The sequence below is a fragment of the Desulfomicrobium macestii genome (genome assembly GCF_014873765.1).
Lineage (GTDB): Bacteria > Desulfobacterota > Desulfovibrionia > Desulfovibrionales > Desulfomicrobiaceae > Desulfomicrobium > Desulfomicrobium macestii.
Genome location: NZ_JADBGG010000006.1, coordinates 1 through 16,182, shown reverse-complemented (window position 1 = coordinate 16,182; position 16,182 = coordinate 1). Strand labels below are relative to the sequence as shown.

Genomic DNA, 16,182 nt, shown 5'->3' with positions numbered 1-16,182 from the left:
GTTTCATGCTCCTGTGATGCGTAAGAGGTTTTCCGCAACCGTAAGGGCGTCGCTGAAATTGTATTTCTTGACCAGCGTTTCCAGTTCCATCACGTCCCGGACTGCCTCTCCGGGCCAGTTCAGGGTCGCCATCTCCTCCAGAATGGGCGCGCAAAGTCTTGGTTTGCGCGCCTTGAGCTGGGGCAGAAGCCGCTCCAGGACGTCCAGGCGCACCGTGACTTCCGAGATGTCCCCTCCGGCGGGATCCGGTGGAGAAGCGCTTGTTTGCCCTGCCAGGGGCTCAAGGCCGCGCATGACGGATTCCAGGCTGGTCCTGAAATTGTCGAGGCGGGAGGTATCCGGGAGGCTACCGGCTTTGAGGGGCTCCTCCAACGCGGCCGCCGTGGCCTGCATCCGGGCCGCTCCCAGATTTCCGGCGACGCCTTTGACGGTATGGGCCAGGAGCATGGCTTCATGCATGTCCCCCTTGTCCAGCAGCTCGCAAATCCTGCCATGGGCGTCACGGTATTCGTCATGCAGCTTGATCAGCAGGGTGCGGTAGAGTTTTTTGTTTCCGTTCACCCGGGCCAGTCCGCTTGGGATGTCGATGCCTTCCAGCGTCCTGGGCAGGACGGCGTCATCCTGCGGCGCCGTGAGCGCGGCATCTTTGGGGCCGGCCTCGTCGTGCCCTGCGGCATCGATGCGCACGGGATCGATGCGCGCGGGATCGATCCAGCGCGTCAGGGCCGAGAAGAGCTCCTTGGGGTCGAAGGGTTTGGTGATGTGGTCGTTCATGCCCATGTCCAGGCTTTTGCGTCTGTCCTTGGCCATGGCGTGGGCCGTCATGGCCAGAATGGGCATGTCCTTGAATTCAGGCATGGCCCGCAGTCGCGCCGTGGCTTCGAAGCCGTCCATTACGGGCATCTGAATGTCCATGAGGATCAGGTCGAAGCGCTGCTCCGTGGCGAGCCGCACGGCCTCACGCCCGTCTCCGGCAACGACGACCTCCAGACCTTCGCTTTCCAGGATTTCGCGGGCGACCTGCTGGTTGATGACATTGTCCTCGGCCAACAGGATGCGCGCTCCCCGAATTTTTTCGCGGCTTCCGCCACGGCCGGTTGCCGGGTTTTCGTCGATGTCCGGGCGCACATCGTGCCCGAGGACCTTCATGATTGCGTCCTTGAGCATGCTTCGGCTCACGGGCTTGATGAGAAACGCTTCCATGCCGACCGTCTCGGCCTGGCGCATGATCTCCTCCCGGCCGTAGGCCGTGACCATGATGATGGCGGGCATCTTTGGCAGATGTCGTTCGTTTCTGATGCGCCTGACCGCCTCAACGCCGTCCCAGCCCGGCATTTTCCAGTCCATGAGCACCAGTTCGTAAGGCTTTTGCGGTGGCGCGGCCACGATCTTTTCAAGGGCCTCTTCCCCGGACAGGGCGGTTTCGGGGATGCACCCCATGCTCTCCAAAGCCTCGGAGAGAATCTCAAGGGACGTCCTGTTGTCATCCACGACAAGCACGCGCATGCCCTTGAGATCATCGACCGGCATTCGCAGGGGCGTTTTTTCCTTGTCGTGCAGGCCGGTCCGGATGGTGAACCAGAAGGTGCTTCCACGGCCAGGCGCGCTGTCCACGCCGATGTCCCCGCCCATGAGACTGGCCAGGCGTTTGCTGATGGCCAACCCCAAGCCGGTGCCGCCGAATTTGCGGGTCGTGGAGGTGTCGGCCTGGGTGAAGGACTGGAAGAGCTTTTTCTGCTCCTGGCTTGATAAGCCAATGCCGGAGTCCTGCACGCTGAAGCGGATGAGCGCGTTGTCGGCGCTCTTTTCGAGGAGCTTCGCGGCCACGACGATTTCGCCCTGCTCGGTGAATTTGACGGCATTGCCGGTGAGGTTGAGCAGAATCTGGCCCAGGCGCAGAGGGTCGCCCACGAGGCTGCGCGGGATCGTGGGGTCAATGCGAAAGAGCAGCTCAAGGCCCTTTTCCTCGACCTTGACGACCAGCATCGCGGCCAGGTTGTCGACGACATCGTCCAGATTGAATTCAATGTTCTCGATGTCGAGTTTTCCGGCCTCGATCTTGGAGAAGTCGAGGATGTCGTTGATGATGCGTAGCAGGGCCTTGGACGCGCCGTCGATCTTGGACAGGTAGTCCCGCTGCTTGGGAGTCAGGTCGGTCTGCAGCGTCAGATGGCTCATGCCGAGGATGGCGTTCATGGGAGTGCGGATTTCATGGCTCATGTTGGCCAGAAAGTCCGATTTGGCTCTGGTGGCCTCCTCGGCTTGCTCCTTGGCCTCAAGGGCCTCCCTTTCAAGCTTTTTGCGCGTGGTGATGTCCGTGGCCAGGATGATGAGGGCGAACGGGGCCCCCTGTTCGTCGCGCAGCGGCACCTTGGTGGTCAGATAGGCGTGCAGGGTGCCGTCGGGATGCGGGACCTGTTCCTCGAACTTGTGGGGTCTGCAGGATTCGAGGACTGCCCGGTCCTCGGCCATGATTCTCTCGGCGACTTCGCGCTGCATGAATTCGTCGTCCCTGCGCCCAAGGACCGTCTCGGCGGAAAACCCGGTGGCCTGCTCGAAGAAGGCGTTGATCATGAGGTGGCGGCCGTCCCTGTCTTTCAGGATGACCACGCTCGGGAGATTGTCGATGATGGCCCGCAACTGCTCCTCCCCGGCCTTCAGTTCGGCCGTGCGTTCCTCGACGATGTCCTCGAGGCCGTCCCTGACCTTTGCCCAGGCCCTGCTGGTGCGTTGGCCAATGCCCAGGACCAGCAGGGTCGAACCGACGGCGAGAAAGAGGGTGATGCCAAGTATGCCGAAGGCCGAGGCCCTGATGTAATGAAAGTCGTGCAGGGCCTCGGCCATGTCGATTTCGGCGGCCATGCCCAGATTCAGCCTGTGATTCCAGAGCCAGGCCCCGAAGACCTTCGCGCCCCGGTAACTCCTGTAGCCGGTGACGTCGGATTCGATGACGGGTTCCGTGTTTCCGCCAGGTGTCCCGGTAAGCGCCTGCCCAAGACGGATGGCTCCGGCCGCTGGTTTTGTCAGGGGCCCTGAATTGATGGAACTTGCCGAATCCGGGGCGGGCTGATCCTGGTCCGGATCACGAAGCACGGTTGTCAGGGCGCTTTGCCGGTCTTCCCCGGGCAGGCCGCTGCCGCGCAGCCGACTGTCGAAGCGGCTGCCGGTCATGAGCAGCCCTTGGTCGTTGAAGGCGAATGCCTCCAGGGAAGAATCATCGGCCGTGTCGAGCATAGGTTCCATCAGGCCGTCTTTGGCCGTCAGGCGAAGAAAGAGGGCCGCGAGCACCCTGCCGTCCAGTCTGATGACCGGTCCGGCAAAGAGAATCTCCAGAGCTTCGGACTCGATCGCGCCGTCTTCGGGAAGCCTTGGAAAGATGACCAGGGATTGGCCTTCAAGGATCTTCTTCATGGCGTCCGGGTCATTGGTCAGAAAGGCTGGCTTTGTGCCCACCTCGGTCGTGTCGCTCGACGCGAGGGTCACTGAGTCGAGGCTGACGATGGCGAAGCCGCTGTAGGGAAACGTGTGCGCGGAGGAAAAAAAGTTTCTCGCCTGCTGCTGGGCCAAGGACGCCAGAAGCAGATCGCCCCTGGGCTCGATTCGCGCGAGCGTTTGCGTGATGTTTCCAAGTTCCGGGGCGTGCCCGAGCTGTCCGGTCTGGGCCGTGCGCTGGTTCACCCAGAGTTCAAAGGAATTGCCGGCGATGCGCAGGCTGGAGCGCAGGGTCCGCTCGATGTCGTGAACGACCCGCTTTTTGATCATGGACATGGAAGTGAGCGCCATGGCGCCGACAATCATGACAAAAAGACCGATGCCGACGAGCACCACGAGCCGGAAGCGGATGGACCCGAAATTTTCGGCCAGCCTCATGTCATCGAAAAATCTGCCGGAACGGGGGCGCTTTGGGTTGTTGTTCTGCATTTGTGGTCACCGCGCCATGGGTGGCGTATTTTATGCGGGTGCAATGGAACTTCGCATCAGGTGCTTTGGCGCATCGTGGCATAAGCGAACGCGATGACAGTGGCCGATCGGCGTCTGACCTGACATATTGAAACAATTTATAGATGCTATCAGACGATTGTTCAAGAAAATCGTCATTTGTTTCAGAATCATCTCTCTTGCTTTGCGGATTTTTTGGGCGTGAGCCTGGATGATCATTCTCGATGCAGCTCAATGAAAGGATGGAGCAATTCGCCAAATGGCCCAAACGGGGGAACGACGGGCGGGGCGCTGGCTCGGGGCTGCGGGGAAAGGGCTGGGAATCGCGGGCAGGGCAGGTCAAAATGGATGCGCCCGGAAGGGGCTGGGCCGGGTGGTCAAGCCCCTTTCGGGTTTTCAGTAGGGAGCGCCGATATTGACGGCCGTATGGATTGTTACTGTCTGTCGAGCCGATTGCCGCCTGGAATGGACGCTTTGCCATTGCTCCCGAGGTCCTGTTCGATGTGCAGTTTTGGGTGTTTCGCCGTGCAATCAATGTGCAGGATTTTGTTTTTCTTGAATTTATTCCTGCTGAACTGCGGTAGTGTCGGTGCCTGCGTGTGGTCCGATGCTTGCTTGGGGCACGGATGCGTTCCGGGAGGTCCGGTCCGTATCCGCCCGAACCCGGGTCAAAATTTCAGACAAGGAGAATGCATGGCAAAATCATCGACAAAACAGCAGCCAGGCAAAAAGAACAATACCCTGGTTTACGGGATCGTGATCCTGATGGCCGGGGCGCTCATCGGAGTCGCCTTCAGCACGGCTTTTCATTCCACCAAGGGGCAGGGTGAAGCTCCTGCCCAGACCCAGGGCAATGACATGCTTGGCCAGATCAAGATCTATTCCGACCGCGTGGCCCTGAACCCGCAGGACGTGAACGCCTGGATCACCCTCGGCAACCTCTACTTCGACACGGGCCAGCCCGCCAAGTCCATCGAGGCTTACAGCCGTGCCCTTGAGATCAGCCCGGGCAATCCCAACGTGCTGACCGACATGGGCGTCATGCATCGCTCTTTGGGCGAATTCCAGAAGGCCCTGGACGCCTTCGCCAAGGCCATCGCCGTAGACCCCGGACATGAGACGGCGCGCATGAACACCGGCATCGTGCTGCTCTACGACCTCGGCGACAAGGATGGTGCCATCGCGGCCTGGCAGGATCTGGTGCGCGTCAATCCGCGGGCTGTGAACGCCAACGGCACGCCCATCGCGGACATCCTGCGCGAGATGACCGGTACGACGCAGGACGTGGGCGGTGGACAGAAGCTGCTCGGCCCCAAGACCAACCCCGCCGACTGACCTGCGACGTGAATCCATGAGCCAACGCGGACACATAAGCATGTTGCAAGGTCGTCTCTTCGGAGTCGTCCTGGTGCCGCTGCTTGCGTTCACCCTCATGTCCGTCTCCATATCCACTGTGGTTTTCCTGCACGGCCTGGAAAAGGCCTGCTGCAGCGAGGACTGCTCTCCGGAGCCTGCCACCGCGACGGCCGAGTGCGCCGATTCGGTCTGCGGGATGATTTCCGGCTTTCTTTCGTTTCTGCCCGAACAGGGTTTCCCCGTGACCGTCAGCCGCACCGCGAGCCGTTTCGAGTGGCAGCTCGTCCTGGCTGCGCCGGACCCGCTTTTGCGCGCCGCCGAATTTCCTCCTGAATTCACCTGATCCTTTCCCGATTCTCTTTTTTGAAGCCGCCGGTGCGCGCAGCGTCGCAATTCGGCGATCGTATTCCATTTTCTTTTCAGGAGTGAATTCATGCGCATTGTCATGTTTTGCGGAATCTTTCTGGTCGGCATGGCCCTGTTTGTCACGGGCTGTGAAAAAATCAGTCCGCCTCTGGGTGTGGGGCAGGTGGTGTCTGATCCCGGCGCCTTCAGCGGATCCATGGATGTCATCGGGATCGCCTATGCTTATTCCAGCTCGGATCCGAACGTCATGGGCATCATGGACTTGGGCGAATTGAAGTGTGCAAGCCCGGGCTGCACCAAGGCGCTTCTTCCGGTCAGGCTTGGCGACACGCGGCCCGCCATTGGCGATGAAGTCAGGGTCACAGGAGTTATGGTCAAGGACGCGTCGGGCTATCTGTTCAAGGCGGAGACGATACAAACCCTGCGGCAGCACAATCTGGGGGCCCTTAAATGACCCCGGCCAAACTTGTTTTCAAGAACATCGTCCGTCGCAGGGGGCGGTTCGTCTTCACCTTGCTGGGCATCGTCATCGGCATGGCCTCTTTTGTAACCTTCGTGGCGCTTGGCGGAAGCCTCACGGCGCAGATCAGCAAGGAGTCCGCCGCCCTGGGCGCGAATCTGGTTGTCACTCCCAAAGGCAGCTGCGCCTTCGAGCAGGTCTCGATCCTGACCGGTGAACAGTTGCCGACCACCATCACCGCCGAAGAGGTCGGGGCCATCCGCGCAATCCCCGGCATGACTGCTATTCCCTTCCTGGCTGAGCGTTCGGCCATCCAGAACCGCCCGGTCTCCGTGCTGGGCGTTCCGACCGAGGAGTCACTGCCGTTCAAGGGGTGGCGTGTCTCGGATGGGCGCTATTTCAACGCCCCAGGCGAACATGGCGCGCTGCTCGGCGCGGTGGTGGCCGGGCAGTTCGGCCTTGGGCCGGGCGGGGAAGTGACGATCCGCGGGACGCAGCTGCCGGTGCTCGGGGTGCTCGAAGAGACGGGCGGCAAGGACGACCTGACCGTGTTCCTGTCCCTGCCGGTGGCGCAGACGCTGTACGATCAGCAGGACCGCGTCTCGTACGTGGCGGTGCGGGTGGACCGCCTGGAAGAGGTCGATGCCTATGCTCTCAAGATCAAGGAAGTGGTGAGCCTGGGCGTGGTCTCGGACAAGCAGATGTTGGCCTCGGTCCTGTCCATCGTGGGCACGGTCAGCGTGACCCTGCAGCTCATCGCGGCGGTGGCCGTGCTGGCGGCGGCTTTTGGCATCGTCAACACCATGATGACCGCGACCTACGAGCGCAAGCGCGAGATCGGCATTCTGCAGGCCATGGGCGCGACCAGAGGGACGATCTTTCGCCTCTTCCTGCTCGAATCCGGGATCTACGGACTGCTGGGCGGCATCGGCGGGGCCGCGCTGGGTCTTGTGGCGTCCATGCTCGCGACTCCGCTCATCAGCCAGAACGCGGCATCGTCTTTCGTCAAGGGCGCGCAGGGCGGAGTCGATCCGCTCATGCTGGCCGGGGCCGTGCTTTTTTCGACGCTCATCGCCATGCTCTCCGGGCTCTATCCCGCCTGGCGCGCGTCCAGACTTTCACCGGTGGAGGCCATCAGCTATGAATGATTCAATCATTAAGGCCCAGGGTCTGACCAAGACCTATGGCCAGGGCGCAAGCCTGACCCAGGCCCTGCGCGGCGTGGATCTTGAAATCGCGCGTGGCGGCCTGACCTGCATCGTCGGCCCCTCGGGGCACGGCAAATCGACGCTCATGCATCTGCTCGGGGGGCTGGACCGTCCCAGCAGCGGGCGGGTCGATCTCGACGGGCAGGACATGTTCACGCTTGGGGACAGCGAACTGGCCGCGTTGCGTTCGTGCAAGATCGGGTTCGTGTTCCAGTTCTTCAACCTGCTGCAGAGCCTCACGGCCCGGGAAAACGTGGAAACGGCCCTGATGCTGGCCGCCGCGTCCGAGGCCCGGCAAAAAGAGCGGGCCGAGGAACTGCTGGCGCTGGTCGGGCTCTCGGACAAGACAAATGCCAAGCCGGGGCAGCTCTCCGGGGGGCAGCAGCAGCGCGTGGCCATTGCTCGGGCCCTGGCCAACGATCCGCCGGTGCTGCTCATGGACGAGCCCACGGGGAACCTGGATTCGGCGGCGGAGGCGGAGGTGCTTGGCGTGCTTGAAGATCTCGTCCAAAAGGGCAAGACCATCATTTTGGTCACGCACAGCGCCGACATCGCCGCTCGGGCCGACACCCTGGTGCGGGTGCGCGACGGCGTCATCTGTCACGGCTGAGCCAGGATGACCATCGGGGACGCAGGTCGCCCCGTTCCTGGCTGACCGTTGAAAAATTCAAAATTCGCAGGCCGTTCAAAAATGGCCTGCGAAGGGACCCCGGGAGCTGAACCATGTGGTTCGGCTCCCGGGTTTTTTTCAGTACGGAGCGCCGATATTGACGGCCGTGTGGATTGTCTCGGAAAAGAACACTGCACGACCCGCCAGTTCTCCGGCCAGGGCCAGTATGGGGAGCCAGACCGGGATTGCGCGGTTTTTCCAGAGTACGCCGAGGCACGCCGCCATGAGCGCGATATGGATCCAGTAAAGCGGAGCGCCGAGCCAGGCCATGCCCGTCTGGCGCATGATCTCCGAGCCGGAGAGCCAGGCGCAGGGGACGGTCAGGCGCACGACCAGACCGACCACAAGGGCCGTCACAAAGATGCGGGCCAGCAACGGCTGGTTGCCGTCGGCGGCGAACCAGCTTGCGAACCCGGCGCCAAGGACCACGGCGGAGATCAGGAAGAAGACCGTGGGCAGGGCGTTGTTCACCGCCGGCAGCGCGGGCGGGGCATAGGTCATGCCCGAGGCCAGGAGCGCCAGAAGTCCGGTCAGCACCGAGGCCCAGACCAGTACGGGTGACCCTTTTTCCCGCCCCGTGAACGCTGCGAAGGCCGCCAGCGCGAAGAAAATCCCCGCCGCGAGCACTTCGCGGCTGAGCCACGCTTTTTCAAGATGCGCAAGCGCGCGGTAGGATTCAAGCGGATGGCCGAGGTGAAAGAGGGAGGCCGCGATGCCCACCCCCATCAAGGCCGCGACCAGCGTCCATTCCTTGCGGGCGTTGCCTCCGCCGGGGCCCGCGTGAAGACGTACGGCGTTCATGAGAACGAGGCCGATGGCGGCCTGCGAGAGGACCGTAAAGAGGACCAGTGGTAATTCCATGGATTGCATCTGCCTACCTCCTTACCATTGTTGGAACTTTGGGCATGATGAACCGGGTGGAGGAGTTCACCTTGTCGTTTTTCGGAAATCCGGGAGGGAACTGGACATGGTTTCCGGGTTCCATCGTGGCCAGATCGATGAGCTTCAGTGCGCCTGTCGGGCAGCTTTGCACGCAGGCGGGCAAGAGCCCCGCGTCAAGCCGTTCGTGGCAGAAGCTGCATTTCTCCGCGCGTTTCTCCACGGGATTGTACACCGGAGCGCCGTAAGGGCATGAGCGGATGCAGTTTCCGCAGCCGATGCATTTTTCCTGATGGTGTACAACGACCCCGTCCTCGCGCTTGGTGTAGGCTTCCACCAGGCATACGTTCAGGCAGGCCGGGTTTTCACAATGGTTGCAGGCCAGCGAGAAGAAGGCCCGTTCCCGATGCGGATATATTTCTTCATTGAGCGGATAGACATGCCGCCACACAACGCCCTTCTCCTGATGGTAATAGTTGCGGCAGGCCATGGCGCAGGTGAAGCATCCGATGCATTTCTCCGAATCGACCAAAAAGGCATATTGTTTCTTCATTGCATTCACTCCTTAGACCCGTTCCACATTGGCGAACTGCCCATGAATGGCGACACCCGGTGCTCCGGTCTTGTATGCACCCATGTCCGCTGATTCATCATCCACCAGATTCTGGACGTTGAAGTCATTTCCCTGTCCAAACCACGCTTCATAGATGACCAGGGATTTCTTGGCGACGTTGCTTGTCAGCTTGACCTTGATTTTGAGTTCTCCGACCTTGTTGAAGACACGCACCATGTCGAGATCCGCGATCTTCTTTTCTTGCGCGTCATCGGGATGCATATAGAGGAAAGGTTCCTTGTTGAATTCGTGCATCCAGTCGAGATTGATGAATTGCGAATGCAGACCGAATTTCGTGTGCGGCGTCAGCAGCCTGAACTCGTCGTACGGTTTGCGACCTTCCTTGTATCTTGGCAGGGCATCGTGGCCGTTCTGTTGGCAAAGCTCCGAGTGAAACTCGTACTGGCCGGAAGGCGTGCCGAATTTCTTGTCGCTCCAGGAGGCCGAGGACGCGAGCCTTGCCTTGACGGGGCCGTTCTTCAGGTCGGTCCAGTGTTTGATGCCCAGGTAGTCGTAGATGCCCTGGTTGAACTCCTTCTCCAGCCATTCCCGGGTGTCGATGTCCTGCGGGAATGTGCAGGAGCCGGGTGCGAGCTGGTTCATCTTTTTGGAGAGCAGGGCGGCAATCTCGATATTCGATTTGGTCTCGTACATGGGTTTTATGGCCTGCTCGTTGATGCCCACCCAGTAGTGCCAGTAGGAGGCGTTGACGGTCCACTCCTCGAAGAGCGTGGTCACCGGCAGCACGATGTCCGAATTGTTCACCGTTTCGGTGAAGAACTGTTCCACCGAGACGACCATTTCCAGCGTGTCGAAGGCTTTTTCAAGTTTGGGACGGTCGAAGTCCTGGGCGAAGGGATTCTTGCACGACACCCAGAGCATTTTCAGGGCGGGGTCCTTGGTGTCCAGGATGGCCTGCGCGGTCTTGTTGATGTTCACGGTGCGGTCCGTGAAGCTTGCGGCTTCGCCCTTGGTGAAGTCGAATTCGCCCTTGGGGCCCGTCGCTCCGATAAAACCCTTGGCGCCTTCGGGCTGTTTCTGGAGCAGCGCGTGGTAGTTGAAGCCCCAGGTTCGCAGGTGGCCGTAGCGCGCCCCACCGCCTTCCTTGCCGACATTGCCGGTCATGGCGACGAGGGCGTCGATGGCCCGGACCGAAGCGCCGCCGTTGGTGTGCCGCTGCATCCCGTAGCCGATCCAGATCGTGGCCGGATCGGCGCTGGCAAACTCCTCTGCCACTTCCCTGATCTGGTCGGCGGGGATGCCGCTCACGCCCGCGGCCCATTCCACGGTGACGTTTTCGCGCAGGTAGGCGGCGAATTCGGCGAAGCCCTTGGCGTGGTTGTTCACGAAATCGCTGTCCACCAGGCCCAGGTCGAGGACGTGACGGGCCATGCCCAGCGCCAGTGCGCCGTCGCTGGACGCTTCGGGCTGCCAGTAGACATCGCCCTTGGCGGCGGTCTGGGTGAAGACGGGGTCGATGACCACGACCTTGGCCCCGCGCCGCTTGGCCTCATTGACGTATTTCATGGAGTGCACCGAGCACCACGCGGGATTGGCTCCCCAGATGATTACGTATCTGGATTTGACCATGTCCTCGGGGTCGTTGCACCACATGTCGCCAAGGTCGTAGTTCTGGGCGTCGATACCGGCCGGCCAGCAGGGTGTGCCCACAAAGCGGGTCGTATAGCCGAGCGAAGACATCATGCCCTCGACGCCGTAGTTGGTGATGCCGAAGTTTCCGGAATATTTGGTCAGGCCAAGCCCCAGCAGGGAGCCGTCCTTTTCCTTTATTTCGAGGATCTTGCCTGCGATGCGGTCCATGGCTTCGTCCCACGAAACGCGGCGCCAGTTGCCCGTGCGACGGCCGTCCTGCACCATGGGGTATTTGATCCGGTCCGGGCTGTAGACGCGCCTCGGATAGGCATAGCCTTTCACGCACAGGCCGCCCTGGGTGAATGTGGACTCCTGCGCGCCCTCGATGAACTGGACCACCCCGTCCTTGACGAACGTCTTGATGGAACAGGTATCGTAGCAGTTTCTGGGGCAGGCGTTCCTGAAGATCTGGAAATCCTGTTCCCTGAACGCTGTCGCGGCCTCGGCCGAATACGGCATCAGCAGCCTCAAGGGGAGCAGCGAGGCCGCTCCGGCCACGGAGATCCCTTTAAGGAATTGACGCCTGCTGAGAGCTCTCGTTTTTTGGGACATGCAATCCTCCTCGCGCGTCGCCTGCCCGGTCATTCCGGAAGCGGCGTCGCAGTTGTGTTGAGTTCCTTGTCGAACCACGCGGCCAGGGCGTCCGCGGCCAGTGCGACGACCCCGCCCGGGGACGCATGGGTCCTGGTCGCCAGGATGAAGGGCCCAAGCCACCGGGCCAGATGCTCGTGCACGAACCAGGCATGCAGGGCTTTGGCATCCTGGGATGGCGGGGCGTCCGCGCCAAGAGCGCTTTTCAGGACGATCATCGCCTCCAGTTCAAAGGCCAGATGGTCATCCGGGATGACTCCCTCCCGGGGCACGGCCAGACCGAGTTGGTGATACAGTCGGCGGGCCTCCAGGGCCGCCTTGCCCATCAGGACGCGGTCGGATTCGCAATACGCGGATGCATACAACGGGGCGGGAACGGCGGCGGGGCCTACGAACAGGCGGTTGAATTCATACTCGACCGCTGTCCAGTCCGTGTCGGGGGGAATGACGGCAGCGACGCTTCCGGCGATGCGCACGGCCGCATCCTCCAATTCCATGGCGTTCGATGCGGAAAAGAAATCGCGCAGGCTTTCGATGCAGGCGATACTTGCGTCGTTCATGCTGGCGCACCTCGGTAAAGGGAAAAGGGTTCTTTATTTCTTTCCTATACCAATTACGTGCGCACGGCCACGATAAACAGGCGGGATTCAGGGTATATGTTGGGTAGTTTTATCTACCCAGTCAGTCGTGCAGGCCCATGGTGTTGAGATGGGCGTACAGGCTGACGCTCTTGCCGAGCAGGTCGAGCTTGCGGCGGATGTTCTTGCGGTGGGTCTGGATGGTCTCGACGGAGAGGTTCATGAGGTCGGCGATGTCCTTGTTGGAGTGGCCGGATTGAATGAACTGGCAGACTTTCATCTCCGTCTGCGTGAGCTTGAGGAGCAGGGGCATGCCGCCGGGGTCCCGGGGCAGGAGGCGCGTCAGCTGGTCCTTGACGACGGTGACGTAGCCCTTGCGGATCGAGGCGTCGTTTTCCGATTCGATGCGATCCAGTGCGGGCAGGACGAGCGTGTTGACCTTGGCGGCCAGGTTGCTGGCGTGGTCCTCGTGTTCCTTGCCGACGCTCTTGAGGACATTACGCAGCGTGATGTTCATTTCCTCGAGCTGCGCTTTTTCCTTGCGCAGCGCCTCGGTCTTTTCGTCCACGATGCGTTCCAGGGTCTGGCGCTGCATGGCCTGCGCGGTCATGTTGGTCAGGACGAAGATGTACTGGTCGCTGGCCAGGCTGACGGAGTTGATGGGGTTTATCTGCATCCGGTAAATGGTGGTCTCGTCAAACGGGGCCAGTTCGCAGGTGATGCCGACCGGATAGTAGCGCAGCAGTTCTTCCACGGAAGCGCCTTCGAGGGAAAGAACGTCCCAGATCGGACGGTTCAGCGTCGAAGCCTCTTCCATCACGGCCTTGACCGCGGCATTGATGTTGGCCACCAGACCATTGCCGTCCACCACGAACATGAGATCGGACGTGGCGTTGAGAATATTCTCGAAGCGGCATTTCTCAAGGGTCAGCAGCCTGTTCATCTCGTCGAGCCTTGTGTTTGAAAATTCGGGAAAAGTCCTGATCCAGTCCTGCAGATAGAGCACTTCAAGCGCGTCGCCGTAGAGCCGGACGAGTCTGCGCGCCTCCACTTTGTGGCTGTATGGGGCGTCCATCCGTTCGATGACGTCGAGCAGACTGTACACGAATGTCTTGAAGCAGCCGAGAAACATGTCGAAGGTGATGCCGCGTGATCTGTGACGGCGGGAGGATTCGATCAGGAAACGTTCCCATCCCGTGTCGCAGCGCAGCAGTGCGGAGAATTCCTCGGGAATATCATGGCGCTCGATATGTCCAAGGAGCGGCTGCATGAATTCCTTCAGGGCGACAAGGCAATCAACGCGTTTTGCCGTGGTGTGTTGCAGATATCCGGCAGCCTCCATGCGCACGGACCAGCGCTCCAAAAAATAGTCATGGGGCGCTTCCGCCAGCCGAAGCAGGATCTGGTAACCGGTGGAGTCCTGTGCCTTCATGCGATCCTTTTTTTTGTTTGCGTCATCTACCCATTGCCTACCCATGGGCTTGTCATATTTCTTTTATGGGCTATCAGCAAGGCAGCTTGGACAACACGTAAAATTCGAGGTGGGATCATGCGCGGTTTTCAGATCTTGCTGCTTGTGGCGGCCTTGCACCTGACCGGGGGCGCCCTCGCGGCCCAGACACCGTCGCAGGACAAGGGCAGGGCGGATGCCCGGCTGACCATCGCCGGAGACCGGGTCGTCGGCGCGGAGCTCGTGGCCACGTTTGAAATGGGCGATTACGAAGTGCCTGAAGGGATGTACGCTTCGATCAACGTCGACGTCATGAAGCGCCCGGAAGGGGAAAGGCCGGACATTCAGACGGGATATCCCCGGACGCGGCTCTTGTTCAAGGCTCCGGGCACCTACGAACTGAGGTTCAGGCTCAACCAGATCAGCAAATCCAGCTGCGGCGGAGTGGACGCCGTCTTGCTTCTGGAGACGACGCGGGTCCTTGAGATCGCGCCCGCCGAAGGCGCCAGGTGACTTCAGGCCGCCCCGGATCTCTTCTGGCGGGCACGGCAGGGGCAGTGGGGCATGGAGCCACATTGCGCTTTCTTTCGCTGCAATCCGGAACGTTGCACCCATTACCAATAAACGGCCTTGTCGAGCGCTTTCACGCAAAATGATTCGCCTGCAATCGGCTCAATTTCTTCACCAATCAAGGACTGACCCAGCCAGCCATCCGGATGCGTCAGCTTCAACGGGGCCTTGATCAATTCCTCGGCCACGGGCTTGAAGCCGACCTTCGAGTAGAAACCGGGATCACCGTAAGTAAACGCCAGTTCCACCCCTTCCTGCCTGAGGCTGTCGAGGCCGAATTTTATGAGCTCCTGCCCGATGCCCCTGCCGTGACAGCTGGTCAGAACCGCGACTGGAGACAAAAGGAACGCGTTGGCACCGTTTGCGAAGGTCAATCGGGTAAAGATGATGCAGCCGATTATCTTTTCTGCTTCTGTTGCGATAAATACCCGAATATTTGCTTTGTCAGTGGTCATCAGCAGATCAGATACCAATTTACCGATCAACAAGCCTTCCGCTTCACCTTCCGAATCCGAAAACGTTTTTGTAAACATTTGTATTATCTCTTCGATACTGTCTGATTCATGCATGGATAATTTTAATGCAGTGTTCATTTCGATTAGCCTTCATGGTTGTTTATCTATTATTTTTGACCAATTCACTGAATGCATATATTCAACTTCGCCTTGATATCGATGAGTGATATTTTAAATCGGTCTACGGTTATTGGCCACGTCTGGTTGATAATCACATAGGCTGTCGCATGTTCTCTTTCTGGCTGGCTCGAGAAGTTGCTCCTCGTTAGCCACGGTTTCGGACGTCAGGTCCAGAGAATTTTCCGATGACACGAGTCAGATAAATATTGATTACTTTGACATCCCCACACGTTCATGTATTATTTTAACATTACGTTTATAATCTGAATTGTGATAAAATAATTGGAATAATTGGAATAATTGGAATGAAGGTTCATCCTCATTTGTTAACCAAGTCGTTGATCACATCAATTCTTTTCTTGGTAGTCCTCACCTGTGCGGTTATTATTTTTTCACCAGCCACCATGGCCTCCCGCCAGGGAAACATCGACGAGCAACCTAAACGGGTGCTGATCCTCAATTCCTATCATCCCGGCATGCCTCTTTCTGATGAGGAAATCCGGGGTATTAAGACGACCTTGCCGGCAGATACGGCAATCTTCATTGAATACATGGATACGAAGCGTTTGCGAGATGCAGGCTACCTTTCGCTTTTGAGGGAAGTGTATGCCATGAAATACGCAGGCAAACGATTCGACCTCATTTTTTCGTTGGATGATGATGCCCTTCTGTTTCTTCTCGAACATGGACAGAGTATTTTCAAGGACATTCCGGTGGTTTTCTGTGGTGTCAACGGACTTAAGCCAGGTATGCTTGATCAGGCTCCATTGTTCACCGGAGTCGTCGAGACCATGCATGTCGAGAGAACCCTGAAAACAGGCCTGAAGCTGTATCCGCAGGCCGAACGCATTCTTGTGGTTACGGACAGAAGTACCACGGGGGCGTCAAATCGTGCCATATTGGAAGAAATGGCCCTGTCGGGTCGAATCGGCAGGCCATTCGTGTTTCTGGACGAGGGGCATGGGCTTGACCTGACTGAGCTGATAGACAAACTCCGTAGTTCTCCCCGGCCGAGTCTCGTGTATCATTCCGATTTTTTTCAAGATAAATATGGGCACGCCTTAAATCCCGAATCCGTCATGCCCCTGGTTTCTGAGAATGCGCCAGGGCCGGTATTGGTGTTGATCAGCACCCTAATGGAGCCACCGATCGGCACCCTAATAGATCCAGCAAAAGTGAGAGATTTTCGCTCGGACGACCTCGTCTGATTACGT

The 16,182-nt window shown here is 59.5% G+C and carries 15 protein-coding genes; 8 read left to right on the top strand and 7 right to left on the bottom strand.

Annotated features, from left to right (window positions below):
* Nucleotides 1-3: 3 nt before the first annotated feature.
* Complete coding sequence (locus H4684_RS05350) at nt 4-3,921, bottom strand: response regulator (protein ID WP_192623083.1); 3,918 nt, start codon at nt 3,919-3,921, stop codon at nt 4-6.
* 449 nt (nt 3,922-4,370) lie between these two features.
* On the opposite strand from H4684_RS05350, the gene H4684_RS05345 reads away from it, so the two are divergent.
* The 6 genes from H4684_RS05345 to H4684_RS05320 all read left to right on the top strand — a co-directional run bounded on the left by H4684_RS05345 (nt 4,371) and on the right by H4684_RS05320 (nt 7,939).
* The gene (locus H4684_RS05345; protein ID WP_192623082.1) at nt 4,371-4,523 is read left to right on the top strand and encodes a hypothetical protein; all 153 of its coding nucleotides are present in this window, start codon (nt 4,371-4,373) and stop codon (nt 4,521-4,523) included.
* A 109-nt stretch (nt 4,524-4,632) separates the two neighbouring features.
* Complete coding sequence (locus tag H4684_RS05340; protein WP_192623081.1) at nt 4,633-5,274, top strand: tetratricopeptide repeat protein; 642 nt, start codon at nt 4,633-4,635, stop codon at nt 5,272-5,274.
* A gap of 16 nt (nt 5,275-5,290) precedes the next feature.
* Nucleotides 5,291-5,638, top strand: coding sequence for a hypothetical protein (locus H4684_RS05335; protein WP_192623080.1), 348 nt, complete (start codon nt 5,291-5,293; stop codon nt 5,636-5,638).
* Between the two features lie 90 nt (nt 5,639-5,728).
* Nucleotides 5,729-6,115: a hypothetical protein gene (locus H4684_RS05330; protein WP_092192690.1), complete on the top strand. Its 387-nt coding sequence runs from the start codon at nt 5,729-5,731 to the stop codon at nt 6,113-6,115.
* Nucleotides 6,112-7,269: an ABC transporter permease gene (locus tag H4684_RS05325; RefSeq protein WP_192623079.1), complete on the top strand. Its 1,158-nt coding sequence runs from the start codon at nt 6,112-6,114 to the stop codon at nt 7,267-7,269. Before H4684_RS05330 ends, H4684_RS05325 begins: the two co-directional genes overlap by 4 nt.
* Nucleotides 7,262-7,939 (top strand): ABC transporter ATP-binding protein, encoded by a 678-nt coding sequence (locus H4684_RS05320; protein ID WP_092192686.1) that lies wholly within the window; start codon nt 7,262-7,264, stop codon nt 7,937-7,939. Before H4684_RS05325 ends, H4684_RS05320 begins: the two co-directional genes overlap by 8 nt.
* A 138-nt stretch (nt 7,940-8,077) precedes the next feature.
* Here H4684_RS05320 and H4684_RS05315 read toward each other — a convergent pair whose 3' ends face one another.
* The 5 genes from H4684_RS05315 to H4684_RS05295 all read right to left on the bottom strand — a co-directional run bounded on the left by H4684_RS05315 (nt 8,078) and on the right by H4684_RS05295 (nt 13,745).
* Complete coding sequence (locus H4684_RS05315; protein ID WP_192623078.1) at nt 8,078-8,869, bottom strand: dimethyl sulfoxide reductase anchor subunit family protein; 792 nt, start codon at nt 8,867-8,869, stop codon at nt 8,078-8,080.
* A 4-nt stretch (nt 8,870-8,873) separates the two neighbouring features.
* Entirely contained in the window at nt 8,874-9,431 is a 558-nt protein-coding gene (locus H4684_RS05310) for a 4Fe-4S dicluster domain-containing protein (RefSeq protein ID WP_192623077.1), read from the bottom strand.
* Nucleotides 9,432-9,443: 12 nt separating this feature from the next.
* Nucleotides 9,444-11,696 carry a molybdopterin-dependent oxidoreductase gene (locus tag H4684_RS05305; RefSeq protein ID WP_192623076.1) on the bottom strand — a complete coding sequence of 751 codons (2,253 nt, stop codon included), beginning with the start codon at nt 11,694-11,696 and terminating at the stop codon, nt 9,444-9,446.
* A 29-nt stretch (nt 11,697-11,725) separates the two neighbouring features.
* Complete coding sequence (locus tag H4684_RS05300; RefSeq protein ID WP_092192680.1) at nt 11,726-12,295, bottom strand: molecular chaperone TorD family protein; 570 nt, start codon at nt 12,293-12,295, stop codon at nt 11,726-11,728.
* A gap of 121 nt (nt 12,296-12,416) precedes the next feature.
* A complete protein-coding gene (locus tag H4684_RS05295) occupies nt 12,417-13,745 on the bottom strand; it encodes a helix-turn-helix transcriptional regulator (protein WP_192623075.1) in 1,329 nt (442 codons plus the stop codon).
* Nucleotides 13,746-13,862: 117 nt separating this feature from the next.
* Here H4684_RS05295 and H4684_RS05290 point away from each other — a divergent pair, with 117 nt between their 5' ends.
* Nucleotides 13,863-14,276, top strand: a complete 414-nt coding sequence (locus H4684_RS05290) for a hypothetical protein (RefSeq protein WP_192623074.1) — start codon at nt 13,863-13,865, stop codon at nt 14,274-14,276.
* A 101-nt stretch (nt 14,277-14,377) separates the two neighbouring features.
* Here H4684_RS05290 and H4684_RS05285 read toward each other — a convergent pair whose 3' ends face one another.
* Nucleotides 14,378-14,926, bottom strand: coding sequence for a GNAT family N-acetyltransferase (locus tag H4684_RS05285; protein ID WP_192623073.1), 549 nt, complete (start codon nt 14,924-14,926; stop codon nt 14,378-14,380).
* Between the two features lie 347 nt (nt 14,927-15,273).
* Between H4684_RS05285 and H4684_RS05280 the strand changes: the two genes are divergently transcribed.
* Nucleotides 15,274-16,176: a hypothetical protein gene (locus tag H4684_RS05280; RefSeq protein WP_192623072.1), complete on the top strand. Its 903-nt coding sequence runs from the start codon at nt 15,274-15,276 to the stop codon at nt 16,174-16,176.
* Nucleotides 16,177-16,182 lie beyond the last annotated feature (6 nt).

Excerpts from the sequence above, each read along its gene's own strand:
- H4684_RS05350 (WP_192623083.1), bottom strand. The coding sequence starts at position 3,921 with ATGCAGAACAACAACCCAAAGCGCCCCCGTTCCGGCAGATTTTTCGAT.
- H4684_RS05340 (WP_192623081.1), top strand. The coding sequence starts at position 4,633 with ATGGCAAAATCATCGACAAAACAGCAGCCAGGCAAAAAGAACAATACC.
- H4684_RS05335 (WP_192623080.1), top strand. The coding sequence starts at position 5,291 with ATGAGCCAACGCGGACACATAAGCATGTTGCAAGGTCGTCTCTTCGGA.
- H4684_RS05330 (WP_092192690.1), top strand. The coding sequence starts at position 5,729 with ATGCGCATTGTCATGTTTTGCGGAATCTTTCTGGTCGGCATGGCCCTG.
- H4684_RS05325 (WP_192623079.1), top strand. The coding sequence starts at position 6,112 with ATGACCCCGGCCAAACTTGTTTTCAAGAACATCGTCCGTCGCAGGGGG.
- H4684_RS05320 (WP_092192686.1), top strand. The coding sequence starts at position 7,262 with ATGAATGATTCAATCATTAAGGCCCAGGGTCTGACCAAGACCTATGGC.
- H4684_RS05315 (WP_192623078.1), bottom strand. The coding sequence starts at position 8,869 with ATGCAATCCATGGAATTACCACTGGTCCTCTTTACGGTCCTCTCGCAG.
- H4684_RS05310 (WP_192623077.1), bottom strand. The coding sequence starts at position 9,431 with ATGAAGAAACAATATGCCTTTTTGGTCGATTCGGAGAAATGCATCGGA.
- H4684_RS05305 (WP_192623076.1), bottom strand. The coding sequence starts at position 11,696 with ATGTCCCAAAAAACGAGAGCTCTCAGCAGGCGTCAATTCCTTAAAGGG.
- H4684_RS05300 (WP_092192680.1), bottom strand. The coding sequence starts at position 12,295 with ATGAACGACGCAAGTATCGCCTGCATCGAAAGCCTGCGCGATTTCTTT.
- H4684_RS05295 (WP_192623075.1), bottom strand. The coding sequence starts at position 13,745 with ATGAAGGCACAGGACTCCACCGGTTACCAGATCCTGCTTCGGCTGGCG.
- H4684_RS05290 (WP_192623074.1), top strand. The coding sequence starts at position 13,863 with ATGCGCGGTTTTCAGATCTTGCTGCTTGTGGCGGCCTTGCACCTGACC.
- H4684_RS05285 (WP_192623073.1), bottom strand. The coding sequence starts at position 14,926 with ATGAACACTGCATTAAAATTATCCATGCATGAATCAGACAGTATCGAA.
- H4684_RS05280 (WP_192623072.1), top strand. The coding sequence starts at position 15,274 with ATGAAGGTTCATCCTCATTTGTTAACCAAGTCGTTGATCACATCAATT.